Annotated in this window: 22 protein-coding genes; 17 read left to right on the top strand and 5 right to left on the bottom strand. The window is 61.9% G+C overall.

Translation table 11 applies throughout. The annotated features are described in order from the left end of the window. Window positions 1-3 precede the first annotated feature (3 nt). Together lolA and ftsK are read right to left on the bottom strand one after the other, a co-directional pair. Complete coding sequence (gene lolA / locus GYB81_RS22095) at window positions 4-630, bottom strand: outer membrane lipoprotein periplasmic chaperone LolA (RefSeq protein ID WP_115297601.1); 627 nt, start codon at window positions 628-630, stop codon at window positions 4-6. 115 nt (window positions 631-745) lie between these two features. After that, a complete protein-coding gene (gene ftsK / locus GYB81_RS22090) occupies window positions 746-3,151 on the bottom strand; it encodes a DNA translocase FtsK (RefSeq protein WP_438810728.1) in 2,406 nt (801 codons plus the stop codon). A gap of 194 nt (window positions 3,152-3,345) precedes the next feature. Between ftsK and trxB the strand changes: the two genes are divergently transcribed. The 4 genes from trxB to infA all read left to right on the top strand — a co-directional run bounded on the left by trxB (window position 3,346) and on the right by infA (window position 6,141). Further along, on the top strand, window positions 3,346-4,296 hold the full coding sequence (gene trxB / locus GYB81_RS22085; protein WP_161866791.1) for a thioredoxin-disulfide reductase: 951 nt from the start codon (window positions 3,346-3,348) through the stop codon (window positions 4,294-4,296). Window positions 4,297-4,343: 47 nt separating this feature from the next. After that, on the top strand, window positions 4,344-5,024 hold the full coding sequence (aat, locus tag GYB81_RS22080) for a leucyl/phenylalanyl-tRNA--protein transferase (protein WP_161866790.1): 681 nt from the start codon (window positions 4,344-4,346) through the stop codon (window positions 5,022-5,024). Window positions 5,025-5,078: 54 nt separating this feature from the next. Next, on the top strand, window positions 5,079-5,786 hold the full coding sequence (locus GYB81_RS22075; RefSeq protein ID WP_161866789.1) for an arginyltransferase: 708 nt from the start codon (window positions 5,079-5,081) through the stop codon (window positions 5,784-5,786). Window positions 5,787-5,922: 136 nt separating this feature from the next. Beyond that, a complete protein-coding gene (gene infA / locus GYB81_RS22070) occupies window positions 5,923-6,141 on the top strand; it encodes a translation initiation factor IF-1 (protein ID WP_002553999.1) in 219 nt (72 codons plus the stop codon). Window positions 6,142-6,229: 88 nt separating this feature from the next. Here the strand turns inward: infA and clpA are convergent, their stop codons facing one another. Beyond that, the gene (gene clpA / locus GYB81_RS22065; protein WP_161897949.1) at window positions 6,230-8,500 is read right to left on the bottom strand and encodes an ATP-dependent Clp protease ATP-binding subunit ClpA; all 2,271 of its coding nucleotides are present in this window, start codon (window positions 8,498-8,500) and stop codon (window positions 6,230-6,232) included. Window positions 8,501-8,529: 29 nt separating this feature from the next. Further along, the gene (gene clpS, locus GYB81_RS22060) at window positions 8,530-8,892 is read right to left on the bottom strand and encodes an ATP-dependent Clp protease adapter ClpS (RefSeq protein WP_161866787.1); all 363 of its coding nucleotides are present in this window, start codon (window positions 8,890-8,892) and stop codon (window positions 8,530-8,532) included. A gap of 231 nt (window positions 8,893-9,123) precedes the next feature. Here clpS and cspD point away from each other — a divergent pair, with 231 nt between their 5' ends. Then, complete coding sequence (cspD, locus tag GYB81_RS22055; RefSeq protein WP_161866786.1) at window positions 9,124-9,393, top strand: cold shock domain-containing protein CspD; 270 nt, start codon at window positions 9,124-9,126, stop codon at window positions 9,391-9,393. A gap of 72 nt (window positions 9,394-9,465) precedes the next feature. On the opposite strand, the gene icd is transcribed toward cspD, so the two are convergent. Further along, window positions 9,466-10,722: an NADP-dependent isocitrate dehydrogenase gene (icd, locus tag GYB81_RS22050; RefSeq protein ID WP_017677068.1), complete on the bottom strand. Its 1,257-nt coding sequence runs from the start codon at window positions 10,720-10,722 to the stop codon at window positions 9,466-9,468. Window positions 10,723-11,078: 356 nt separating this feature from the next. Between icd and GYB81_RS22045 the strand changes: the two genes are divergently transcribed. From GYB81_RS22045 to GYB81_RS21990, 12 genes are all read left to right on the top strand, one after another. Continuing rightward, window positions 11,079-13,307: an NADP-dependent isocitrate dehydrogenase gene (locus GYB81_RS22045; RefSeq protein WP_161866785.1), complete on the top strand. Its 2,229-nt coding sequence runs from the start codon at window positions 11,079-11,081 to the stop codon at window positions 13,305-13,307. Between the two features lie 150 nt (window positions 13,308-13,457). Then, a complete protein-coding gene (locus GYB81_RS22040; protein WP_161866784.1) occupies window positions 13,458-13,898 on the top strand; it encodes an NUDIX hydrolase in 441 nt (146 codons plus the stop codon). A 126-nt stretch (window positions 13,899-14,024) separates the two neighbouring features. Beyond that, window positions 14,025-15,137, top strand: coding sequence for a tRNA 2-thiouridine(34) synthase MnmA (mnmA, locus tag GYB81_RS22035; RefSeq protein WP_161866783.1), 1,113 nt, complete (start codon window positions 14,025-14,027; stop codon window positions 15,135-15,137). Continuing rightward, entirely contained in the window at window positions 15,134-15,754 is a 621-nt protein-coding gene (gene hflD / locus GYB81_RS22030) for a high frequency lysogenization protein HflD (protein ID WP_161866782.1), read from the top strand. Before mnmA ends, hflD begins: the two co-directional genes overlap by 4 nt. Window positions 15,755-15,756: 2 nt before the next feature. Further along, window positions 15,757-16,620 carry a DMT family transporter gene (locus GYB81_RS22025; RefSeq protein WP_161866781.1) on the top strand — a complete coding sequence of 288 codons (864 nt, stop codon included), beginning with the start codon at window positions 15,757-15,759 and terminating at the stop codon, window positions 16,618-16,620. A gap of 148 nt (window positions 16,621-16,768) precedes the next feature. Next, the gene (purB, locus tag GYB81_RS22020) at window positions 16,769-18,139 is read left to right on the top strand and encodes an adenylosuccinate lyase (protein WP_161866780.1); all 1,371 of its coding nucleotides are present in this window, start codon (window positions 16,769-16,771) and stop codon (window positions 18,137-18,139) included. Window positions 18,140-18,359: 220 nt separating this feature from the next. After that, window positions 18,360-19,526 carry a ribosomal protein uL16 3-hydroxylase gene (locus tag GYB81_RS22015; protein ID WP_161866779.1) on the top strand — a complete coding sequence of 389 codons (1,167 nt, stop codon included), beginning with the start codon at window positions 18,360-18,362 and terminating at the stop codon, window positions 19,524-19,526. Further along, a complete protein-coding gene (locus GYB81_RS22010; RefSeq protein ID WP_161866778.1) occupies window positions 19,519-19,944 on the top strand; it encodes a GNAT family N-acetyltransferase in 426 nt (141 codons plus the stop codon). Before GYB81_RS22015 ends, GYB81_RS22010 begins: the two co-directional genes overlap by 8 nt. 8 nt (window positions 19,945-19,952) lie before the next feature. Beyond that, window positions 19,953-20,594, top strand: a complete 642-nt coding sequence (locus tag GYB81_RS22005) for a DUF7931 domain-containing protein (RefSeq protein ID WP_161866777.1) — start codon at window positions 19,953-19,955, stop codon at window positions 20,592-20,594. Further along, complete coding sequence (locus GYB81_RS22000; protein ID WP_161866776.1) at window positions 20,591-21,400, top strand: secretin N-terminal domain-containing protein; 810 nt, start codon at window positions 20,591-20,593, stop codon at window positions 21,398-21,400. Before GYB81_RS22005 ends, GYB81_RS22000 begins: the two co-directional genes overlap by 4 nt. A 562-nt stretch (window positions 21,401-21,962) precedes the next feature. Then, window positions 21,963-23,558, top strand: a complete 1,596-nt coding sequence (locus GYB81_RS21995; protein WP_090429001.1) for an isocitrate lyase — start codon at window positions 21,963-21,965, stop codon at window positions 23,556-23,558. A gap of 191 nt (window positions 23,559-23,749) precedes the next feature. Beyond that, window positions 23,750-25,753: a PhoX family protein gene (locus GYB81_RS21990; RefSeq protein WP_161866774.1), complete on the top strand. Its 2,004-nt coding sequence runs from the start codon at window positions 23,750-23,752 to the stop codon at window positions 25,751-25,753. Window positions 25,754-25,762 lie beyond the last annotated feature (9 nt).

Raw genomic sequence — 25,762 nt, 5'->3', positions numbered from 1 at the left:
GCGCTACTCCTGGATGACGTCCGCGCCTTCCGGAATGTCGAAGGTGAACTGGCCGTCATCGACCGGCTCGTTCATCTTCACATTGAGGAACAGGATGTTGGTGCGCTGGCCAATGCTGTCGATCAGCTGCATATCATTGAGCACGCGGTTACGGAAAGACAGGCGCAAGCTGTCGAACAGGCTGTCCTTGGCCTTGGGCTTGAGGATGAAGTCGACCACGCTGCCACCTTCCTTGTAGTCGATCTCGAAGTTCTCGCGGATCTGCGACACATCGCCGGAGAGCAACAAGGCCGGGGTGTGGGTCAGGCGTTGATCGAGGGTCTGGATGGTCACCTGCTCCAGATCCGGGTCGTACAGCCAGACCTTTTCGCCATTGGACACCAGCAACTGCTCCATCGGCTGGTCGGTATGCCAGCGGAACAGGCCAGGGCGTTTGAGTACCAGCTCGCCGGCGGTTTCCTGCAGCTGGGTGCCGCTGGCATCCAGGGTCAGCTGGGAAAAACGGGCGTTGATGGTTTGCGCCTGATTGAGCAGTTCGGTCAGGCGCTTGGTGGCCGCCTCTTCGTCAGCCTGGGCGGTTAGCAGGGTAAAGCTCAGAGCAGCCAGCATCAGCAGGCGAATAACACGCATATAAACCCCTTGAGTCCGTATGAGAATGACGAGGCGACTCCGCACCCCGCACTGCTCGGCAGCATCTGAGCTGCCGTGAATCCTGTAGACCGCCGATCGGGCGGTTTATCCGCGATCAGTCGCGCGATGAGCCGGGCGCGAGCACCTCGCGCGAACCGTTGGTATTCATCGAACTGACTACGCCGGCCATTTCCATCGCTTCGATCATACGCGCGGCGCGGTTGTAGCCGATCTTCAGCTTGCGCTGCACCGCGGAAATGGAGGCGCGGCGGCTTTCCAGCACGAAATTGACCGCCTCGTCGTACAGCGGGTCTTCCTCGCTGCCCTCACCGCCTTCGCCACCGCCACCTTCGAAGCCGCTGCCGCTCTCCTCCACGCCGGCGAGGATGTCCTCGATGTAATCCGGCGCACCGCGCTGCTTCCACGCCTCGACCACGCGATGCACCTCATCGTCAGAGACGAAGGCGCCATGCACGCGAATCGGCAGGCCCGTGCCGGGCGGCAAATAGAGCATGTCACCGTGACCAAGTAGCTGCTCGGCGCCGCCCTGATCGAGGATGGTGCGCGAGTCGATCTTGCTCGATACCTGGAAGGCCATACGGGTGGGGATATTGGCCTTGATCAGACCGGTGATCACGTCCACCGATGGGCGCTGGGTGGCGAGGATCAGGTGGATACCGGCGGCACGGGCCTTCTGCGCGATACGTGCGATCAGTTCTTCGACCTTCTTGCCGACGATCATCATCATGTCGGCAAATTCGTCGACGACCACGACGATGGTAGGCAGCGTTTTCAGGTGCGGTGGCTCGTCGTCCATGGACTCGCGCTTGTAGAGCGGGTCATGCAACGGCGTGCCGGCCTCGATGGCGTCCTTTACCTTACGGTTGAAGCCCGCCAGGTTACGTACGCCCATGGCCGCCATCAGCTTGTAGCGGCGCTCCATCTCGGCAACCGACCAGCGCAGCGCGTTGGCCGCCTCCTTCATGTCGGTGACTACCGGGCACAGCAAATGCGGGATGCCTTCGTAGATCGACAGCTCGAGCATCTTCGGGTCGATCATGATCATCCGCGCCTCTTCCGGCGTGGACTTGAACAGGACCGACAGGATCATCGCGTTGACCCCCACCGACTTACCGGAGCCGGTAGTACCGGCCACCAGCAGGTGCGGCATCTTGGCCAGGTCGGCGATGACCGGGCGACCGCCGATATCGTGACCCAGCGCCAGGGTCACCGGCGACTTGGCATCGTCATACTCGCTCGAAGACAGCACCTCGGAGAAACGCACGATCTGCCGGTCCTCGTTGGGCACTTCGATACCCACGGTGGTCTTGCCGGGAATCACCTCGACCACGCGCACGCTGACCATGGCCATCGAACGCGCCAGGTCCTTGGCCAGGTTGGAGATGCGGCTGACCTTCACCCCGGCAGCGGGCTGAATTTCGAAACGGGTAATCACCGGGCCGGGATGCACGGACTCGACCACCACGTCGACACCGAACTCCTTGAGCTTGATCTCCAGCAGGCGCGACATGGCCTCCAGCGACTCGGGCGAGAACTGCTTCTGCTTTTTCTCCGCGACGTCGAGGATGGAGATCGGCGGCAGGCTGCCTTCGACAGCAGTATCGACGAACAGCGGCGCCTGTTTTTCCTTGAGCACACGTTTGCTCGGCTCGGCCGCCTTGGGCGGTGCCGGTGGGGTGATCACTGGAGCCGGGCGTTTCTCGCGCTCGCTCATGTGCTTGCTCAGCGACTCTTCGCGTTCGATCAGGCGTTCCTTGACCTTGGCCTGTTCACGGCGATCGGACACCACCGGTGCAGCCACCTCGGTGACCCGTTCGTCCAGCTCGCGCAGCTGGATTTTCATCTGCTTGCGCTCGTTGCGGGCGTTCCACCAACCGGTGATGGCGCCGTGAATCAGCTCGATCAGATCGAGGGTGATCTTGCCCGTCAGGTCCATTACACGGAACCAGGACAGGTCGGTAAATACGGTCAGCCCGAACAGGAACAGCGCCAGGAACAGCAGCGTGCTGCCCTCGATATTGAGCGCATCCTTCGCCAGCTCACCCAGGCTCGCGCCCAGCATGCCGCCGCCGGAGCCTTGCATTCCGGCAGCCGGATCGAAGTGGATGTGCGCCAATACGGCGCCGGAAAGAATCAGGAAAACCAGGCCGATGCTGTGCCAGGAAAACAGCCAGCCATTCCAGTGCCAGGGTTGATTGCGGGTGCGGAAGACCTGCCACGTCTTGGCAGCCAGCAAGAGCGGAAAGATATAGGCGAAGTAACCCAGAGCACCGAACAGCGCGCTGGATAGCCAGGCGCCAATGCTGCCGCCGGCATTGATGATGCGCTCGACCTGGACGCTGTTGTCCCAGGCCGGATCGGCAACGTTGTAGGTCAACAGCGCCATCAGCAAGTACAGGCACATCGCACCCAGGGCGATCAATGCGCCTTCCTTCAGTCGATACTGAAGTTTCTGGCGCCAATCGGTGATCTGGGTGGTGGAATTCTTCAAAACAGCCATTTCCTGCGCCCCTGGCGCGTCCATCTGATGGTTAACCGCACAAGCGGCCTATTGTAGGGTCAGCCTGACGAGTAGGCCAATCAGCGCGCTCCCGCACCTACCCTGCTTCGGTGTAGCATAGCCGCCAGCAGCTTCCATGCGGCTCAATTGGAGCACGCATTCTCTTTTGTGACAAAGGCTTATGGGGTTTTTTTATGAGCGAAGTCAAGCATTCCCGCCTGATCATCCTGGGATCCGGCCCCGCCGGTTACAGCGCAGCGGTTTACGCCGCGCGCGCCAATCTCAAACCCGTCGTGATCACCGGCATCCAGCCTGGCGGCCAGCTCACCACCACCACCGAAGTGGACAACTGGCCGGGTGACGTCGAAGGCCTCACCGGCCCGGCGCTGATGGAGCGCATGCAGAAGCACGCAGAGCGTTTCGACACCGAGATCATCTACGACCACATTCATACCGCCGAGTTGCAAAGCCGCCCCTTCGTTCTCAAGGGCGATAGCGGCACCTACAGCTGCGACGCGCTGATCATCGCGACCGGCGCCAGCGCCCAGTATCTCGGTCTGCCGTCGGAAGAAGCCTTCTCCGGCAAGGGCGTTTCGGCCTGCGCCACTTGCGACGGTTTCTTCTATCGCAACCAGGTGGTCGCCGTGATTGGCGGCGGCAATACCGCCGTTGAAGAAGCGCTGTATCTGTCGAACATCGCCAAGGAAGTGCACCTGGTGCACCGCCGCGACAAGCTACGCTCAGAAAAGATCCTCCAGGACAAGCTGTTCGACAAGGTCGAGAACGGCAACATGCGCCTGCACTGGAATCACACCCTCGACGAAGTGCTGGGCGACCAGAGCGGCGTGACAGGCGTACGCCTGAAGAGCACCCTCGATGGCAGCACCAAGGAACTAGACCTGGCCGGCGTTTTCATCGCCATCGGTCACAAGCCCAATACCGAGCTGTTCGTCGGTCAGCTGGACATGCATGACGGCTACCTGAAGATCAAGGGCGGCAGCGAAGGCAATGCCACCGCCACCAGCATCGAGGGCGTATTTGCCGCTGGCGACGTGGCCGATCACGTCTACCGCCAGGCCATCACCTCGGCTGGTGCCGGCTGCATGGCCGCACTGGACGTCGAGAAGTTCCTCGAAGACCATTGATACCCGGGGCGGACGACGTCCGCCCTCCCCTCTTCGGGCTCTGACGAATGCTGACCTGGCTGCAACGCGATTCACTGGATTTCCCATCCCTGAGCAAAGCCATGCGCGAGCCAAATGGCCTGCTCGCGGCCGGCGGTGATCTCAGCGCAACGCGCCTGGTACAGGCTTACCGCCACGGCTGCTTTCCCTGGTTTCAGGACGGACAGCCGATTCTCTGGTGGTCGCCAGATCCCCGCACCGTTCTCTTTCCCGATGAGCTGCACGTCTCCCGCAGCCTCGCCAAGCTGCTGCGACAGCAACGCTACCGAGTCACCTTCGACCAGGATTTCTCAGGCGTCATAGGCGCATGCGCCGAGCCGCGCGCTTACGCCGACGGCACCTGGATCACTCGCGAAATGAGGGACGCGTACCAGCAGTTGCACGAGCGCGGCATCGCTCATTCTGTCGAAGTCTGGCAGGGACGCGAGCTGGTTGGCGGACTCTACGGTCTGGCCATGGGCCAGCTGTTCTTCGGCGAGTCCATGTTCAGCCGCGCCGACAATGCGTCGAAGGTCGGTTTCGCCACTCTGGTAGGCAAGCTGCAGCAATGGGGCTTCGTGCTCATCGACTGCCAGATGCCCACCCAGCACCTGCACAGCTTCGGCGCCAGAGCCATACCGCGCGCCCGTTTTGTCGAGTATCTGCAGCGCCATCTCGACCTGCCCAGCCGAGCTGACTGGCTCGCCTAGTCGAGCGGCCAAGGCTGACATACACTCTTAGTCAGGCTTTTTCGAGATTTCGCCATGACCGAGCTGGCCCGCCTGAAGTTCTACGCCACTCAACCTCATCCATGCAGCTATCTGCCGGAAGAACAGGCCACCACCCTGTTCCTCGACCCCAGTCAGCCCATGGATGTGCTGGTCTATGCAGAACTGTCGGAGCTGGGCTTTCGACGCAGCGGCGATCACCTCTACCGCCCGCATTGCCAGCATTGCACCGCCTGTATCCCGGCGCGAATCCCGGCCGCGCGTTTCACGCCCAACCGGCAACAGCGACGCATCCTCAAGCGCAATGAGGACATCGTCGTTCGCTGCGTACGCCCGGCATTCACTGAGGAGTATTACGACCTCTACATGCGCTACATCGAGCAGCGCCACGCCGACGGTGACATGTATCCACCCAGCCGAGATCAGTTTTCCACTTTCCTGGTGCGCGACCTGCCCTTCTCGCGCTTCTACGAATTCCGTCTACAGGACCGCCTGGTGGGGATTGCCGTTACCGACCTTCTGCCGAACGGCCTGTCGGCGGTCTATACCTTCTACGATCCGGCGGAAGAACGCCGCAGCCTGGGCCGCTTCGCCATTCTCTGGCAGATTGGCGAGACCGCGCGCCTGGGGCTGGGCGCGGTGTATCTCGGCTACTGGATTAAGAACTGCCGCAAGATGAACTACAAGACTCAATATCGCCCGATCGAACTCTTCGTCAATCAGCGCTGGACCCTCCTTACCTAGCCCTGCCAACACCGTCCGGTCAGCTCAACAATCCAAGCCCCTTGGCGCAGCCCCCTGTTTTCGGGCACAATGCACGCCGCTTTTGCCTGGCGCCAGTTGCACCGGGCCATTTCCTGGATACCGAGGGCTTTACTGCATGTCGAAAGAAGACAGCTTCGAAATGGAAGGCACTGTCGTCGACACCCTGCCCAACACCATGTTCCGCGTGGAGTTGGAAAACGGGCACGTCGTTACCGCGCACATCTCCGGCAAGATGCGCAAGAACTACATCCGCATTCTCACTGGTGACAAGGTGCGCGTTGAGCTGACGCCTTATGACTTGAGCAAGGGCCGCATTACCTACCGCGCCCGTTAAGCCAAGCACCAAACGAAAACGCCCGGCCTATGCCGGGCGTTTTCGTTGGCTCACCGAAAGCCACGGCTTTCAGTGAGCGACCATTCGATCAGGCGACCTCCGCCGCCGTCTCGAACTCGAAGCTGGGTTCGCCATCCTTGATGTCGACGTGCACGACGCCACCATGCTCGGCCAGTTCGCCGAAGAGGATTTCCTCCGCCAGCGGACGCTTGATCTTGTCCTGGATCAAACGCGCCATCGGTCGCGCGCCCATCATCACGTCGTAGCCACGCTCGGCCAGCCAGCCGCGCGCCGCGTCGCTGACTTCCAGCGTGACACGCTTGTCTTCAAGCTGCGCCTGCAGCTCCGTGAGGAACTTGTCGACGATGCTCTTGATAACCTCATGACTCAGGCGGCCGAACTGGATGATGGTATCCAGGCGGTTACGGAACTCCGGCGTGAAGCTCTTCTTGATGACTTCCATGGCATCGGTGGAGTGATCCTGCTGAGTGAAACCGATCGATGCGCGCGAGGCGGTTTCCGCACCGGCGTTGGTGGTCATGATCAGGATCACGTTGCGGAAGTCTGCCTTGCGCCCGTTGTTGTCGGTCAGCGTGCCGTGGTCCATCACTTGCAGCAGCAGATTGAAGACCTCCGGGTGCGCCTTCTCGATCTCATCGAGCAGCAGCACGCAATGCGGCTGCTTGGTGATCGCCTCGGTCAGCAAACCGCCCTGATCGAAACCGACGTAACCGGGCGGCGCCCCGATCAGACGCGACACGGTATGGCGCTCCATGTACTCGGACATATCGAAGCGCACCAACTCGATGCCCATCGCCTTGGCCAGCTGCCGCGCAGCCTCGGTCTTACCCACGCCAGTCGGGCCGGCGAAGAGAAAGGAACCGACCGGCTTGTCCGGCGCCTTGAGACCAGCACGCGACAGCTTGATCGCGGTTGCAAGCGAATCGATGGCTGCGTCCTGACCGAATACGGTGAGTTTCAGATCCCGCTCCAGATTGCGCAGCAACTCCTTGTCGGAGCTGGAAACGTGTTTCGGGGGAATCCGTGCGATCTTGGCAACGATGTCCTCGACCTGCGCGACGTCGATACGCGCCACGCGCTTGTCTTCCGGCTGCAGGCGCTGGTAGGCGCCAGCCTCGTCGATCACATCGATGGCCTTGTCCGGCATGTGCCGGTCGTTGATGTAACGCGCAGCCAGCTCGGCCGCTGCACGCAGGGCCTCGTCGCTGTACTCGATGTGGTGGTGCTGCTCGAAGCGCGCCTTGAGCCCCTTGAGAATGCCGACAGTGTCCTCTACCGAAGGCTCGACCACGTCCACCTTCTGGAAGCGCCGTGCCAGCGCACGGTCCTTCTCGAAGATGCCACGGAATTCCTGGAAGGTGGTGGAGCCGATGCAGCGAATCTCACCAGACGACAGCATCGGCTTGAGCAGGTTGGAGGCATCCATGACTCCGCCCGAAGCCGCCCCCGCACCGATGATGGTGTGAATCTCGTCGATGAAAAGGATGGCATGCGGGCGCTTGCGCAACTCGTTGAGAAGCGCCTTGAGACGCTTCTCGAAGTCGCCGCGATACTTGGTGCCGGCCAGCAATGCACCGAGATCCAGCGAGTACACGACACTGTCGGCGAGCAGATCAGGCACCTGCTCGTCGACGATGCGCTTGGCCAGGCCTTCGGCGATAGCGGTCTTGCCGACCCCGGCCTCACCTACCAGCAATGGGTTGTTCTTGCGCCGGCGAGCGAGAATCTGCGCGACGCGCTCGACCTCGTGCTCGCGCCCGACCAGCGGGTCGATACGCCCCTGGCGGGCCAGATCGTTGAGGTTGCTGGCATAGGCGTCCAGCGGATTGCCGGAAGTGGAAGACTCGCCGCCTTCCTCGTCCTGCATGTCCTGGTCGTTTTCGTGCTGCTCGCCGTGCCCCGGCACCTTGGAGATACCATGGGCAATGTAGTTGACCACGTCGATACGGGCGACGCTCTGCTGCTTGAGCAGGAACACCGCCTGGCTTTCCTGCTCGCTGAAGATCGCCACCAGCACGTTGGCGCCGGTCACTTCGCGCTTGCCGGAGCTCTGCACGTGGAAGACCGCACGCTGCAGCACACGCTGAAAGCCCAGGGTCGGCTGGGTTTCGCGGTCTTCGTCGTGCTGAGGAATCAATGGCGTGGTGGAGTCGATGAACTCCTGCAGATCATGGCGCAGCTTGTCGAGGTTGGCCCCACAAGCCCGTAGCACACTGGCGGCCGCCTCGTTGTCCAGCAAGGCGAGCAGCAGATGCTCGACCGTCATGAACTCATGACGCTTGGCACGGGCCTCCTTGAAAGCCAGATTGAGGGTGACTTCGAGCTCTCGATTCAACATAGCTTCACCTCATACCCAAGTGGCCGGCGTTAACCGTCCTTCTCTATTTCACAGAGTAGCGGATGCTGACTTTCCCGCGCGTACTGATTGACCTGCATCGCCTTGGTCTCTGCAATGTCACGGGTGTAAACACCACACACTGCACGCCCTTCTGTATGGACGGTCAGCATGATCTTGGTCGCCAGCTCCCGGTTCATGCCGAAAAATGTTTCAAGCACTTCGACGACGAAATCCATCGGGGTGTAGTCGTCATTGAATAAGACCACCTTGTACATCGGTGGTGCCTGCAATGCTGGCTTGGATTCCTCAACAGCGATACCAGAGGAGTCGTCCTCATGCTCTGCCGGGTGATCCTGATTGAATGTTAGTCGAATCTGGCTACTTGCATGCATGCTGAAATCTGAGGTTCAAGGCTGGGCGAACGGGGATGCTAGAGGGATTTTGACTGACTTCGCAGCCATCCGCCGTATAGCCTTGACTAACGGCAAAAGGGTGTTACAACGAAAGAATACCCATTAGCGGGTATCAGGGATTCCACACCTTCGCCCAGCCTGGTTGGTGATCGCGCGGAATCGAAGTGGATGATACTCCAGAGATGGAGTCCTTTGCAGAGGGATATCAGCATGCTCAGTGGTAAGGTCAAGTGGTTCAACAACGCCAAAGGCTATGGATTCATCCTGGCCGACGGCCGAGATGAGGACCTGTTCGCCCACTACTCGGCCATCCAGATGGACGGTTATAAAACGCTCAAGGCCGGGCAGCCGGTCCGCTTCGAGATCGTGCAAGGCCCCAAAGGACTGCATGCGGTCAACATCAGCGCGGTTACCGCGACCCAGGATGCCCCCGTGGCCGCACCCCAGGCGCAAAATATCGCGAGCACTGTCGAAGTCTGAGCATCCTGGCAAATTGCCACGAAAAGGCCGGTCATATGACCGGCCTTTTTTTTCACACGCTGAAACGCTCAATTACATATGGCTGATCATCGCATCGCCGAATTCGGAGCAGGACATCAGCTTCGCCCCCTCCATCAGTCGCTCGAAGTCGTAGGTCACGGTCTTGGCGGCGATGGCGCCGTTGGTGCCCTTGATGATCAGGTCGGCGGCTTCGGCCCAGCCCATGTGACGCAACATCATTTCCGCGGAGAGGATGACCGAGCCCGGATTGACCTTGTCCTGGCCGGCGTATTTGGGCGCCGTGCCGTGAGTCGCCTCGAACATGGCCACTGAGTCGGACAGGTTCGCGCCGGGCGCGATACCGATGCCACCCACCTCGGCTGCCAGCGCATCGGACAGATAATCACCATTGAGGTTGAGCGTGGCGATCACGTCATACTCGGCCGGGCGCAGCAGGATCTGCTGGAGCATGGCGTCGGCGATCACATCCTTGACCACAATGTTCTTGCCGGTGCGCGGATTCTTGAACTGCATCCACGGGCCGCCATCGAGCAGCTCGGCGCCGAACTCCTCGCGCGCGATCTCGTAGCCCCATTCCTTGAAGGCGCCCTCGGTGAACTTCATGATGTTGCCCTTGTGCACTAGGGTCACCGAGCTGCGGTCGTTATCGACGGCGTACTGCAGGGCCTTGCGCACCAGGCGCTTGGTGCCGGCTTCGGAAACCGGCTTGATGCCGATACCGCACATGTCGGTGAAGCGGATCTTCTTGACGCCCATTTCCTCGGTGAGGAACTTGATGACCTTCTCGGCCTCAGGGCTGCCGGCCTTCCACTCGACGCCGGCATAGATGTCTTCGGAGTTCTCGCGGAAGATCACCATGTCCACGTCACCCGGCTTCTTCACCGGGCTGGGCACGCCCTCGAACCAGCGCACCGGACGCAGGCAGACATAGAGGTCCAGCTCCTGACGCAGGGCCACGTTCAACGAACGGATGCCACCCCCAACGGGCGTAGTCAGCGGGCCCTTGATCGAGACCACATAATCACGCACGGCCTCAAGGGTTTCTTTCGGCAGCCAGGTGTCCTGATCGTAAACCTGGGTGGCCTTCTCACCGGCGTAAACTTCCATCCAGGAGATCTTGCGGGCGCCGCCATAGGCTTTTTCGACGGCAGCGTCGACGACCTTGATCATCACCGGGGAAATATCGACGCCGATCCCATCACCCTCGATGAACGGGATGATCGGGTTGTTCGGAACGTTCAGCGACATATCGGCATTGACGGTGATTTTGTCACCGCTGGCTGGCACCTGGATCTTTTGGTATCCCATGCTGGACTCCATCTTGTGGTTAGACAGTGTGCATCCCCGAGAGTAGCGCAAACCGCTTGGCGAGGCACATGTGCGAAGGTCTTATTCAGTTGGGCATTCTGCGGCGAGGTGCCGCAGTGGTATACTTCTTAGGTGACTAACGAGTCATAAGGGGCGACCTGACTGGAACCAGACAGCAGCCTCTTGCAATTGGTAGACGGCAACACTGCCTATCGGTTCGAAATGCTCGACACTCTACGGGTGCATCCAACATCACCGCGGCGAGTCCTCGACCCGGCTCCACCATCCTGGAGTTCGCGCCACACGCGCAGGTCGAGTTTCTGTGCGCGCTCAGCAAAGAAGAGAGTTAACGCTAAATGTCCACCCCTTCGAAGATCATCTACACCTTCACCGACGAAGCCCCGGCCCTCGCCACCTATTCGCTTCTGCCCATTGTGGAAGCCTTTGCCGCCTCGGCTGACATCTCCGTTGAAACCCGCGATATCTCTCTTGCTGGACGGATCCTAGCAAGCTTTGCCGACCGCCTGGACACTGACAAGCGCGTCGATGACGACCTGGCCAAGCTCGCAGAACTGACGCTGCAGCCGGACGCGAACATCATCAAGCTGCCGAACATCAGCGCCTCCGTACCCCAGCTCAAGGCCGCCATCGCCGAGCTGCAGGCCCAGGGCTACAACATCCCCGATTTCCCGGAAGATCCGCAGAGCGAAGAAGACAAGGAAGTGCGCGCGCGCTATGCCAAGGTTCTCGGCAGCGCCGTGAACCCGGTTCTGCGTGAAGGCAACTCCGACCGCCGCGCGCCGGCCGCGGTCAAGGCCTACGCCCGCAAGCACCCGCACAGCATGGGCAAGTGGAGCATGGCTTCGCAGTCCCACGCCGACTACATGCGTGGCGGCGACTTCTTCTCCAGCGAGCAATCGATCACCATGGCCAAGGCCGGTGACGTGCGCATCGAATTCGTCGGCAAGGACGGCAAGGTCGAGGTCAAGAAGCAACTCGCCCTGCAGGAAGGCGAAGTGTTCGACAGCATGTTCATGAGCTGCCGCAAACTGCGTGACTTCTTCGAGAAGACCCTGCAGGACTGCAAGGAAACCGGCGTGATGTGGTCCCTGCACGTAAAGGCCACCATGATGAAGGTTTCCCACCCGATCGTCTTCGGCCACGCCGTCAGCGTTTACTACAAGGACGTGTTCGACAAGTACGGCGAGCTGTTCAAGGAACTGGGCGTCAACCCGAACAACGGCATCAGCAGCGTGTACGACAAGATCAAGTCGCTGCCGGCCTCGCAGCAGGAAGAAATCCTGCACGACATTCACGAGGTTTACAGCCATCGCCCGGAAATGGCCATGGTCGACTCGGTCAAGGGCATTACCAACCTGCACATCCCGAGTGACGTGATCGTCGACGCCTCGATGCCTGCGATGATCCGCAACTCCGGCCAGATGTGGGGCAAGGACGGCAAGCAGAAAGACACCAAGGCCGTCATGCCTGAGAGCACCTACGCTCGCATCTATCAGGAAATGATCAACTTCTGCAAAACCAACGGCGCCTTCGACCCGACCACCATGGGCACCGTGCCGAACGTAGGCCTGATGGCGCAGAAAGCCGAAGAGTACGGCTCCCACGACAAGACCTTCGAAATGACCGCCGACGGCACCATGCGCGTCGTGGCTGCCGATGGCACCGTACTGATGCAGCACCAGGTCGAAGCCGGCGACATTTGGCGCGCCTGCCAGACCAAGGACGCGCCGATCCGCGACTGGGTCAAGCTGGCCGTTACCCGCGCCCGTCAGTCCAACACCCCGGCGATCTTCTGGCTGGACCCGGAGCGCGCTCACGATCGCGAGCTGCAGAAGAAGGTCGAGCTGTACCTCAAGGACCACGATCTGACTGGTCTGGACATCCGCATGATGGGCTACAACGAAGCCATCCGCGTATCCATGGAACGCATGATCCGCGGCCTGGACACCATCTCGGTGACCGGCAACGTGCTGCGTGACTACCTGACCGACCTGTTCCCGATCATGGAACTGGGCACCTCGGCCAAGATGCTGTCCATCGTTCCGCTGATGGCGGGCGGCGGCATGTACGAAACCGGCGCTGGCGGCTCCGCGCCCAAGCACGTGCAGCAGCTGGTCGAAGAGAACTACCTGCGCTGGGATTCCCTGGGCGAGTTCCTGGCCCTGGCCGTGTCGCTGGAAGAAACCGGCATCAAGACCAACAACGCCAAGGCCAAGGTGCTGGGCAAGACTCTGGACCAGGCCACCGGCAAGCTGCTGGACAACAACAAGTCCCCGGCGCGCAAGGTCGGCGAGATCGACAACCGTGGCAGCCACTTCTACCTGGCGCTGTACTGGGCACAAGCCCTGGCCGAGCAGAACGACGACGCCGAGCTGAAGGCGCACTTCGCCCCGTTGGCCAAGCAGCTGACCGAGCAGGAAGCGACCATCGTCGCCGAACTGGCCGCCGTACAGGGCAAGCCGGCCGAAATCGGTGGCTACTACCGCTCCAACCCGGAGCTGACCAGCAAGGTTATGCGCCCCAGCGCTACCTTCAACGCCGCTCTGGCCGCACTGAATGCCTGATAGAGCTTGAGTGTCAAAAGAACCCCGGTCTTGTGCCGGGGTTCTTTATTTATAGGCGCGAACAATCTCCGTAGGAGCGAGCTCTGCTCGCGAAGCCATTTTTCGCGAGCAGAGCTCGCTCCTACAGAATCCTGCACTTGGAGCACCGAAATGGACTGGCAACCCCATATCACCGTGGCCACGGTGATCGAAGATGATGGCCGTTTTCTCTTCGTCGAAGAATTCAAGGCTGGCCGTATGGTGCTCAACCAGCCGGCCGGACACCTGGAAGCCAACGAGTCGCTACGTGAAGCCGCACTGCGCGAAACGCTCGAGGAAACCGGCTGGGACGTGGAGCTGACCGCCCTGCTCGGCATTTATCTCTATACCGCGCCGAGCAACGGCGTCACCTACCAGCGCGTATGCTTCAGCGCCCGCCCGGTGCGTCACGACCCCGAGCGCGAACTGGACAGCGACATAAGCGGCATCACCTGGCTGACCCGCGACGAGCTGGCCGCCCAGCCGGAGCGCTGGCGCAGCGATCTGGTCCTGCAGTGCGTAGATGACTATCTGGCCGGCATCAGCGGACCGCTGGAATTGGTGCGTGATTGATCGAACGGCCGAGTGCAGCCCGGATGAAATCCGGGCCTGTCGTGCTCTTCCCGGATTTCATCCGGGCTACGGGTACAGGCTTTCTGGTAGACTCGACAACTTTTCAGGCTTCACTCGCAGATTCCCATGCAAGCACCTAGCACCCAACGCGTGATCGTCGGCATGTCCGGCGGCGTCGATTCGTCCGTTTCCGCCCTGCTGCTGATGGAGCAGGGTTATCAGGTCGAAGGCCTGTTCATGAAGAACTGGGACGAAGACGACGGCACCGAATACTGCACCGCCATGGATGACCTGGCCGACGCCCAGGCCGTATGCGACCGCATCGGCATCAAACTGCACACCGCCAACTTTGCCGCCGAGTACTGGGACAACGTGTTCGAGCACTTCCTGGCCGAATACAAGGCCGGACGCACGCCGAACCCGGACATCCTGTGCAACCGCGAGATCAAGTTCAAAGCCTTCCTCGACTACGCCCTGAGCCTCGGCGCCGACCTGATCGCCACCGGCCACTACGTGCGTCGCCGTGATATCGACGGCCGCACCGAACTGCTCAAGGGCCTGGACCCGAACAAGGATCAGAGCTACTTCCTGCATGCCGTCGGCGACGAGCAGATCGCCAAGACCCTGTTCCCGGTCGGCGAGCTGGAAAAGCCGCAGGTACGCGCCATTGCCGAAAAATACGAGCTGGCCACGGCGAAGAAGAAGGACTCCACCGGTATCTGCTTCATTGGCGAACGCCGCTTCAGCGACTTCCTCAAGCAGTACCTGCCAGCGCAGCCGGGTGACATCGAAACCACCGAAGGTCAGGTCATCGGCCGTCATCACGGCCTGATGTACCACACCATCGGCCAGCGCCAGGGCCTCGGCATCGGCGGTCTCAAGGACGCCAGCGACGATCCCTGGTACGTGCTGCGCAAGGACCTGACGCGCAACGTGCTGATCGTCGGTCAGGGCAACGAACACCCCTGGCTGTTCTCCCGCGCCCTGCTCGCCTCGGACATCTACTGGGTCAACCCCGTGGATCTGAGCACGCCGCGCCGCCTCACGGCCAAGGTGCGTTACCGCCAGAGCGACCAGGCCTGCACCCTGGAGAAGACCGAGAACGGCTATCGCGCCGTGTTCGACGAGCCGCAGCGCGCCGTTACCCCGGGTCAGTCCGTGGTGTTCTACGACGGTGAGGTGTGCCTCGGCGGCGGCGTGATCGAAACCGCGCAAGCCTGGTACGAGGACGCCCGATGACTCCGATGCAGGAACAGCTGGTCGCGCTCGGCGCGGTATTCGAAGCCGCCGTGCTGGCCGACAAGATCGCCCGCACCGGCCAGGTCAGCGAAGCCTCGATGAGCTGCATGCTCGGCAGCCTGCTGGTGCGCGATCCGCAAACCACGCTGGACGTCTACGGCGGCGACGATCTCAACCTGCGTGATGGCTATCGCGCGCTGATCAGTTCGCTGGAGCGCAACCCGTCTGCCCTGCAGCGCGAGCCGCTGCGCTACTCCCTGGCGATGATCGGCCTGGAGCGCCAGCTGGACAAGCGCAGCGACATGCTCCAGGTGATGGGCAGTCGCCTGGACCAGATCCAGCAACAGGTCGAGCATTTCGGCCTGGTGCACGACAACGTCATCGCCGCCTGCGGCGGCCTGTACCAGGACACCATCAGCACCTTCCGCCAGCGCATCCAGGTACACGGTGACATGCGCTTCCTGCAGCAACCGAACAACGCGGCGAAGATTCGTGCGCTACTGCTCGCCGGCATTCGCTCGGCGCGCCTTTGGCGCCAGCTCGGCGGCCATCGCTGGCAGCTGGTGTTCAGCCGCGGCAAGCTGCTCAACGCGCTCTACGACATGACGCGAACCTGACCATGGAGCCCGCCAGCCGCAGCGTCAAACCCCTTCAGGGTGCCCTGCTGCTGGCACTCTCGGCGCTGCTGTTCGCCTTCACCGGGGTCGGCATTCGCGAGATCTCCGTCAGCGTCAACAACGAGTCGGTGGTGTTCTTCCGCAACCTGGTCGGCGTGCTGTTCTTTATGCCGCTGCTGCTGGTGCGCGGCGTCCGTCCGCTGCGCACGACCCGCCTGAAATCCCACCTGTGGCGCACCACATACGGCCTGGCGGCGATGTACTGCTTCTTCTATGCCATCGCCCATCTACCCCTGGCCGACGCCATGCTGTTCACCTATTCGGCGCCGGTCTTCACTCCGCTGATCGCACATATCTGGCTCAAGGAACCGCTGACCCGACGCATGCTGATCAGCAGCCTGATCGGCCTGTGTGGCGTACTGCTGGTGGCCAAACCCAGTGCTGCGCTATTCGAAGGCCCTGCCCTGATCGGTCTGGCGGCCAGCCTGCTGGCGGCCTTCGCCTTCGTCTCCATCCGCGAGATGAGCGACAGCGAGCCGGCCACACGCATCGTGTTCTATTTCTCGCTATTCAGCGCGCTGTTTTCCGCCATCCCGCTGACCTGGAGCTGGCAACCGCTCGATGCCACGCAACTGAGCTGGCTGCTGGGCATCGGCCTGCTGGCCACCGCCAGCCAGGTGATCATGTCGCGCGCCTACGGCCTGGCACCGCCCGGGCTGATCGGCCCGGTCGCCTACCTTGCCATCGTCTTCGCCGGCATCATCGCCTGGTTGCTCTGGGGCGAGACACCGGACAGGCTCTCGCTGCTTGGCGCGGCGCTGATCTTTGCCGCCAGTCTGTTATCGGTGGCAAGACGCAGGGCATAGGCGGTCATGCGCCGGTTTTCATGTATGATATGCGCCCTTTTCGTCAGAGGCCGTCCCGGCGCCTGAGCTAGAGCCCGCTTCATCGAAGCCGGCGCGATGCGCAGCGATCCAGGATGGCTTTTCAGCCCGACAGCCCGAGAACGCCTACATGCAGCTTTCCTCGCTCACCGCGGTTTCCCCCGTCGACGGCCGCTACGCCGGTAAAACCAGCGCCCTGCGCCCCATCTTCAGTGAATACGGCCTGATCCGTAGCCGCGTACTGGTCGAAGTGCGCTGGCTGCAGCGTCTGGCGGCCCACGAAGGCATTCCGGAAGTCGCGCCCTTCTCCGCCGAAGCCAACGCCCTGCTCAACGAGCTGGCCGAGAACTTCGCCGTCGAGCACGCCGAGCGCGTCAAGGAAATCGAGCGCACCACCAACCACGACGTCAAGGCCGTGGAGTACCTGCTCAAGGAGCAGGCTGCCAAGCTGCCGGAGCTGGACAAGGTCAGCGAGTTCATCCACTTCGCCTGCACCAGCGAGGACATCAACAACCTGTCCCACGCCCTGATGCTGCGCGAAGGCCGTGACCAAGTGCTGCTGCCGCTGATGAAGCAACTGGCCGACGCCATCCGCGAACTGGCGGTGAAGTTCGCCGACGTGCCGATGCTGTCACGCACTCACGGCCAGCCGGCCTCACCGACCACCCTGGGCAAGGAGCTGGCCAACGTCGTCTACCGCCTGGAGCGGCAGATCGCTCAGGTCGCTGCCGTGCCGCTGCTGGGCAAGATCAACGGCGCCGTGGGCAACTACAATGCGCACCTGTCGGCCTACCCGAGCATCGACTGGGAAGCCAACGCCCGTCAGTTCATCGAAGGTGACCTGGGCCTGACCTGGAACCCCTATACCACCCAGATCGAGCCGCACGACTACATCGCCGAGCTGTTCGACGCCATCGCCCGCTTCAACACCATCCTGATCGACTTCGACCGCGACGTCTGGGGCTACATCTCCCTCGGCTACTTCAAGCAGAAGACCGTGGCTGGCGAAATCGGCTCCTCGACCATGCCGCACAAGGTCAACCCGATCGACTTCGAGAACTCCGAAGGCAATCTGGGCATCGCCAACGCGATCTTCCAGCACCTGGCCAGCAAGCTGCCGATCTCCCGCTGGCAGCGCGACCTGACCGACTCCACCGTGCTGCGCAACCTGGGTGTCGGCTTCGCGCACAGCGTTATCGCTTACGAGGCAAGCCTCAAGGGAATCAGCAAGTTGGAGCTCAATGCTCAGCGTATTGCTGAAGATCTGGACGCCTGCTGGGAAGTGCTCGCCGAGCCGATCCAGACCGTGATGCGCCGCTACGCCATCGAGAACCCTTACGAGAAGCTCAAGGAGCTGACCCGCGGCAAGGGCATCAGCCCCGAGGCCCTGCTGGCCTTCATCGACGGCCTGGACATGCCGGCCGCCGCCAAGGAAGAGCTCAAGCAACTGACCCCGGCGCGCTACATCGGTAACGCCGTGGCCCAGGCGAAGCGTATCTGAGCACACCAGCCTGGCAGCCCGTCGAAAAACTACCTGTGTTGGCAATACTGCGTTAAAAACGACCTCAGAATGCTCATTTACAGCCTGTAAACTCCGCTTCTTCGGTCGTTTTTGCCTTGTCTTGCCTGCCTCGCCTACGTTTTTCAACGGACTGCCGAGGACGCCCGGCTGAGCCGGGCGTTTTTGTTTTAAGGTTTTTATTCATTTCAAGGGCTTACTGATGAATCCTGATACTCCGCTGCAATTGCTGGGTGGCCTCACAGCCCGTGAATTCCTGCGCGACTACTGGCAGAAGAAACCGCTGCTGGTGCGTCAGGCCGTTCCCGACTTCGAGAGCCCGATCAGCCCGGACGAACTGGCTGGCCTGGCGTTGGAAGAGGAAGTCGAGTCGCGCCTGGTGATCGAGCATGGCGAGCGCCCCTGGGAACTGCAGCGTGGCCCGTTCAATGAAGACACCTTCCAGGACCTGCCCGAGCGCGACTGGACCCTGCTGGTCCAGGCCGTCGATCAGTTCGTCCCGGAAGTGGCCGAACTGCTGGAAGACTTCAAGTTCCTGCCCAAGTGGCGCATCGACGATCTGATGATCAGCTTCGCCGCGCCCGGCGGCGGCGTCGGCCCGCATTTCGACAACTACGACGTATTCCTGCTGCAGGCTCACGGTCATCGCCGCTGGCAGATCGGCCAGATGTGCGATTCCGACAGCCCGCTGCTCCCCCACGCCGATCTGAAGATCCTGGCCGAATTCGAACCAACTGATGAGTGGGTACTGGAGCCCGGCGACATGCTCTATCTGCCGCCGCGCCTGGCCCACAACGGCATTGCCGAGGATGATTGCATGACTTATTCCGTGGGCTTCCGCGCGCCGAGCGCTGCCGAAGTGCTGACCCATTTCACCGACTTCCTCGGCCAGTTCCTGCCCGATGAAGAGCGTTACAGCGACGCCGACATCCAGCCGAGCGAGGATCCCAATCAGATCCAGCGCGACGCCCTGGAGCGCCTCAAGGCCCTGCTCAACGAGCATATGAGCGACGAGCGCCTGCTGATGACCTGGTTCGGCCAGTTCATGACCGAGCCCAAATACCCGGAGCTGGTCGCCGGCATCGAGATCGAGGAGGAAGATTTCCTCGGCGCCCTGGAAGATGGCGCGATCCTCATCCGCAACCCCAGCGCGCGCATGGCCTGGTCGGAAGTCGGTGAAGACCTGGTTCTGTTCGCCAGCGGTCAGAGCCGCCTGGTTTCGGCGCGCCTGCGCGAGCTGCTGAAGCTGATCTGCAGTGCTGACGCGTTACATGTGGAAAACCTCGGCGCCTGGCTGGCCGACGATGAGGGGCGTACCCTGCTATGGGAACTGGTCAAACAGGGCAGCCTGGGATTTGCCGATGAGTGAGATCACCGTCCGTGTCGCGGACTGGCATAGGGACATTGCCGAGCTTCGTCGTATCCGCGACAGCGTGTTCGTCGCCGAGCAATCGGTGCCGCCGGAACTGGAATGGGACGCCGAAGATACCGAGGCCGTGCACTTTCTCGCCGAGGAAGGTGATTACCCGGTTGGCACCGCGCGCCTGCTGCCGGACGGCCATATCGGCCGCGTTTCGGTGCTCAAGGACTGGCGCGGCCTAAAAGTGGGCGAAAAACTGATGCAGGCGGTGATCGCAGAAGCGGAAAAACGCGGTCTGCATCAGCAAATGCTCACCGCTCAGGTGCACGCCACGCCGTTCTATGAAAGGCTAGGCTTCAGGATTGTCAGCGAAGAATACCTCGACGCCGGCATACCGCACGTGGATATGGTGCGCACCAGCCAGTAGAGACCCAGATGAACGAAAAAGACGCACCGGTCGAACCGATCGATACGCCGGAATCCATCGAGCTGGCAGCCATCGAATTCGAGTCGCCGGGGCGTTTTGCCGTGCACAACCCACAGTCCGTCACGCCGGATGCGGCACAGTGGGAGCCGGCGCCCTTCATCCTTGGTCAGCATCAGGACCTGGAGCGTTTCGGCCAGCCGCAGGAGGCGCGCGCTCACGTTCTGGCATTGATCCAGCAGGCCCAACGCAGCCTGTGTCTGTACAGCGACGATCTGGAGCCCTGGCTCTATCACCACAGCAGCGTGCAGCAGGCCTGCACCCGCTTCCTGTTGAGCAGCCCGCGGGCGCGCCTGCGCATCCTGGTGCGCGACCCGACCCGCGCCGTGAAGGAAGGTCACCGGCTACTCAGCCTGTCTCGCCGCTTGTCGTCGAATCTGCATATCCGCAAACTCAACCCGGATTACGCCAGTGATGAGCTGGCCTTCCTGATCGCGGACGACAGAGGGCTGTTCCTGCGGCCGGAACTCGACCAGCAGTCCGGCTACACCCTTTACAACGACCCGGCGCGCGTTCGTCAGCGCCAGGCCCAGTTCGACCAGGCCTGGGACACCAGCATCACCGACCCCGATCTGCGGAGCTTTCTGCTATGACCCTGCGCACCCTGTTCGCCGCCCTGCTCCTCGGCCTTTGCCTGCCGCTGCAGGCCGCTACCGAGGTAATTCCGCTGAACTACCGCACCGCTGATGAAGTGATGGGTGTTGTGCAGTCGATGCTCGGTAGCGAGGGTAAGGTCAGCGCCTACGGCAACCAGCTGATCATCAATGCATCACCCGCCAAGATCGGCGAAGTTCGCGTGCTCTTGCAGCAACTCGACACCCGTCCGCGTAGCCTGCTCATCACAGTGGAAAGTGCCGACAGCAATTATCAGAACGACCGCGGCTATCGCGTCGATGGCACCCTCAGCGCCGGCAATGGCGAGGTACAGGTCGGCCGTGGCGAAGTGAACGGCCGCGACCAGGTGCGCATCATTCGTCGCAGCACTGACAGTCGCGGCGGCGGCACCCAGCAGGTACAGGCTACCGAGGGCTACCCGGCGCTGATCCAGGTCGGCCAGAGTGTACCGCTGACCACCACCAGTACCGGCCCTTACGGCCAGGTTTATCAGGACACCCAGTACCGCGACGTGACCCGCGGCTTTTACGTGACGGCCAGCCTCACTGGCGAGTTGGTGCACGTTTCCATCAGCAGCCAGCGTGACCGCATGAATGACCATCGCCCCGGGGTGGTTGATGTGCAGAGCACCGACACGCGCGTCAGTGGACGCCTGGGTGAATGGATCACACTCGGCGGTGTCAGCGAGCAAACCAGCTCCAGCGGGCGCGATGTGCTGCGTCGGCACACCACCCAGGGGCGTGAAGACATGTCGCTGCGCCTGAAGGTCGAGGCCCTCGACTGAGGCCCACGACCAAAGTCGAATACTCACCAGCCGCAAGTAGCATGGACAAGTCGCGCCACGCCTGAAAGCCCTGAGACGCCCGACTCATGGGCTTTCAGGCATGACCAGCCGGTCGCTAAATGAATATGTAGTAGTTTGAAAAAACCACTACAAAACGTTTGACGAAGCATTTTCCCAGAGGCATGATGGCCTCGCTCCCGCTAGCCAGGGGTCCTGAAAAGGATCTCCAGATCGTTCACGAAGTACTTCGTAACGGTCCGTGTCCCAACAGCCCACAAGGCCGTACGACGAGGTTGCGACTGGAACGAAGTTGTCCTGAGGGACGGGGAAGCGTTTAGCGTCAGACAGAACGAAAGATGCAGCAGGTGCCCAAGGTTTCCACGAGCCGGCCGGCCCAGGCGACGTTAATCGAGCTGCTCGCCACATCCCCCCTCCTCGCGGTCAATCCTCGCCCCAGCCGTTTTCTCGCCGTCATGCGGAAGCCTCCCGCAGCCACTGCATCCGTGCACGCATTGCGAGGGTAGTCGGTGCTCAACCAACACAATTTTTTGAAGGATTGACCATGTCCGCATATCAAAACGACATCAAGGCTGTAGCCGCTCTGAAAGAGAAGTTCGGCAGCAGCTGGAGCGCTATCAACCCCGAGTCCGTCGCCCGTATGCGCGCTCAGAACCGCTTCAAGACCGGTCTGGAAATCGCTCAGTACACTGCTGACATCATGCGCAAGGACATGGAAGAGTACGACGCCGACTCCTCCCTCTACACCCAGTCCCTGGGCTGCTGGCACGGCTTCATCGGTCAGCAGAAGCTGATCTCGATCAAGAAGCACCTGAAGACCACCAACAAGAAGTACCTGTACCTGTCCGGCTGGATGGTTGCCGCCCTGCGCTCCGACTTCGGCCCGCTGCCGGACCAGTCGATGCACGAAAAGACCGCCGTCTCCGACCTGATCGAAGAGCTGTACACCTTCCTGCGTCAGGCCGACAGCCGCGAGCTGGACTTGCTGTTCACCGCGCTGGATGCCGCTCGCGAAGCCGGCGACCAGGCCAAGGCCGCCGAGATCCAGAACCAGATCGACAACTTCGAGACCCACATCGTCCCGATCATCGCCGATATCGACGCCGGCTTCGGCAACCCGGAAGCCACCTACCTGCTGGCCAAGCGCATGATCGAAGCCGGTGCCTGCTGCATCCAGATCGAGAACCAGGTTTCCGACGAGAAGCAGTGCGGCCACCAGGACGGTAAAGTGACCGTTCCGCACGCCGACTTCCTCGCCAAGATCGCTGCCGTTCGCTACGCCTTCCTCGAACTGGGCATCGACAACGGCGTGATCGTCGCCCGTACCGACTCCCTGGGCGCCGGCCTGACCAAGCAGATCGCCGTGACCAACAAGCCGGGCGACCTGGGCGACCTGTACAACAGCTTCCTGGATTGCGAAGAAATCTCCGAAGCCGAACTGGGCAACGGCGACGTCGTGATCAAGCGCGAAGGCAAACTGCTGCGCCCGAAGCGTCTGCCGTCCAACCTGTTCCAGTTCCGCGCTGGCACCGGCGAAGACCGCTGCGTACTGGACTGCATCACCAGCCTGCAGAACGGCGCCGACCTGCTGTGGATCGAGACCGAGAAGCCGCACGTTGGCCAGATCAAGGGCATGGTTGACCGCATCCGTGAAGTCATCCCGAACGCCAAGCTGGTCTACAACAACAGCCCGTCCTTCAACTGGACCCTGAACTTCCGTCAGCAGGTGTTCGACGCCATGGTTGCCGAAGGCAAGGACGTGTCCGCCTACGACCGCGCCAAGCTGATGAGCGTGGAGTACGACGAGACCGAACTGGCCAAGCTGGCTGACGAGAAGATTCGCACCTTCCAGCGCGACGGTTCGGCCCACGCCGGCATCTTCCACCACCTGATCACCCTGCCGACCTACCACACCGCGGCCCTGTCCACCGACAACCTGGCCAAGGGCTACTTCGCCGACCAGGGCATGCTGGCCTACGTGAAGGGCGTGCAGCGTCAGGAAATCCGTCAGGGCATCGCCTGCGTCAAGCACCAGAACATGGCTGGCTCCGACATCGGCGACAACCACAAGGAGTACTTCGCTGGCGAAGCTGCTCTGAAGGCAAGCGGTAAAGACAACACCATGAACCAGTTCCACTAAGAACGGTTCCCTGCTGCGGACCACGCATCTGCAGCAGTTTGTTTGCCTAATCCGCCCCGGCTCTGCCGGGGCTTTTTTTGGCCGATCCTCCACGCTGTTTTGTGCAATAGCGCACAGGCGTTGTCACTATTCCGTCGCTTTCCTTGGTTAGCGTCATAGCTCCGTCGATTACGCCTAATCAGGAGCCTCCCGTGCGCAACCAACAAGAGCAAGACGTGCTATTCGGCAATGGCGATGAACCGCTCAGCAACACCTCGGCCAACCCCCATATCAATGACCTTATCGAAGCCGGCCTGAGCCGTCGCCAGGTCGTCGCCGGTGGTGCTGCGCTGGGCGTCATGGGTTTCCTCGGCGTGGCCATGCCCGGCACGGCCGAAGCCGCCGGCAACCCGCTCAAGGACCTGCTCGAACGCCTGAAAAAGCGCGGCAAGCGTCTGCCATTCAACCCGGTGGCGGTAACCCGTGCCGATACCATCACCGTGCCGGCCGGCTACAAGGCGACCACCTTCATCCCCTGGGGTACGCCGATTCGCGGCAGCTTCCCGGCTTTTCTCGAGACTGCCGGCAACAGTGCCGCCGACCAGGCCGACCAGATCGGCATGCACCATGACGGCATGCACTTCTTCCCCATCGACGGGCAGCGCGGCGGCGGCCGCAAGAGCGACCACGGCCTGCTGGTACTCAACCACGAGTACATCGACGCGCCGCTGCTGCACCCCAACGGCCCGACCCTGGTGAACGGCAAGCGCAGCAGCGCCGATGAGGTTCGCAAGGAAATCAACGCCCACGGTGTTTCCGTGGTGGAAGTGCGCCGTGTGCGCGGCCAATGGGAGGTGTTGCCCAGCGCGCGCAATCGCCGTGTCACCGGCGCCACACCGATGCAGATCAGCGGCCCGGCACGTGGTCACGCCCTGCTCAGCACCCGCTACAGCCCGGACGGCACCGCCACTCGCGGCACGCTGAACAACTGCGCAAACGGCTTCACGCCCTGGGGCACCTACCTGACCTGCGAGGAGAACTGGGCCGGCTACTTCGCCAGCGGCGATGCCGAACGCCCGCGTGAAATGACCCGTTACGGTGTCGGCAGCGCCAGCCGCTATGGCTGGGATCACCTGGCCGGCGACGAGTTTCAGCGCTTCAACGCCACCCGCCTGGCTGCGAATGCCAGCGGCGATTACCGCAACGAACCCAACCACTTCGGCTGGATCGTCGAGATCGATCCCTTCGCGCCGGAATCCACCCCGATCAAGCGCACCGCGCTGGGCCGTTTCGCCCATGAGGGCCTGGTCTTCGCCCCGGTCAAGCCCGGCCGCCCGGTGGTTTGCTATTCCGGCGACGATTCGCAGAACGAGTACATCTACAAGTTCGTCAGCCGCGGCAGGTATGTACCGGGTCGCAGCAACGGCAGCCTGCTAGACGAAGGCACCCTCTATGTGGCGCGCTTCAAGGCCAACGGCAAGGGCGAATGGCTGGCCCTGGATATCAGAGACAAGGCCTTCCAGACGGCATGCAAGGCTGCCGGGGTAAGCTTCGCCGACCAGGGCGAGGTGCTGATCAACACCCGCCTGGCTGCTGATATCGTCGGCGCTACCAAGATGGATCGCCCTGAATGGGGCGCGGTGAACCCGAACAACGGTGATGTCTACTTCACCCTCACCAACAACAGCTCGCGCACCGTCGTCGACGCGGCCAACCCGCGCCCGGCCAATGCCTACGGTCACATCATCCGCTGGCGCGAGCAGAGCCGCGACTATGCCGGTCGTGAGTTCGTCTGGAGTCTGTTCCTGCTGGCCGGTCCGGAAAGCGACAGCATCGACCCCAACGGCAAACCCCTGACCGCCGACAATCGCCTGGCCAGCCCCGATGGCCTGTGGTTTGACGATGAAGGCCGGCTGTGGATCCAGACCGACATGAGTGGCAGCCAGCTCGCCAGCGGCCCGTTCGGCAACAACCAGATGCTGGTAGCCGAACCGACCACCGGCGAGATGAAACGTTTTCTGGTCGGCCCCGTGGGCTGCGAAGTCACCGGCATCACCGCCACGCCGGACTTCCGCACGCTGTTCGTCAACATCCAGCACCCGGGTGAAGGCTCGACCCCGACCGATTTTCGCAGCACCTGGCCGGACGGCCCTGGCCGCCGCCCGCGCTCGGCCACGGTGATCGTCACCCGCGAAGACGACAAGCCGCTGTTCTGACCTGCCAGC

The sequence above is a fragment of the Pseudomonas yangonensis genome, assembly GCF_009932725.1.
Lineage (GTDB): Bacteria > Pseudomonadota > Gammaproteobacteria > Pseudomonadales > Pseudomonadaceae > Aquipseudomonas > Aquipseudomonas yangonensis.
The sequence above is the reverse complement of the archived record's forward strand: the minus strand, read 5'-3'. Positions and strand labels throughout refer to the sequence as shown.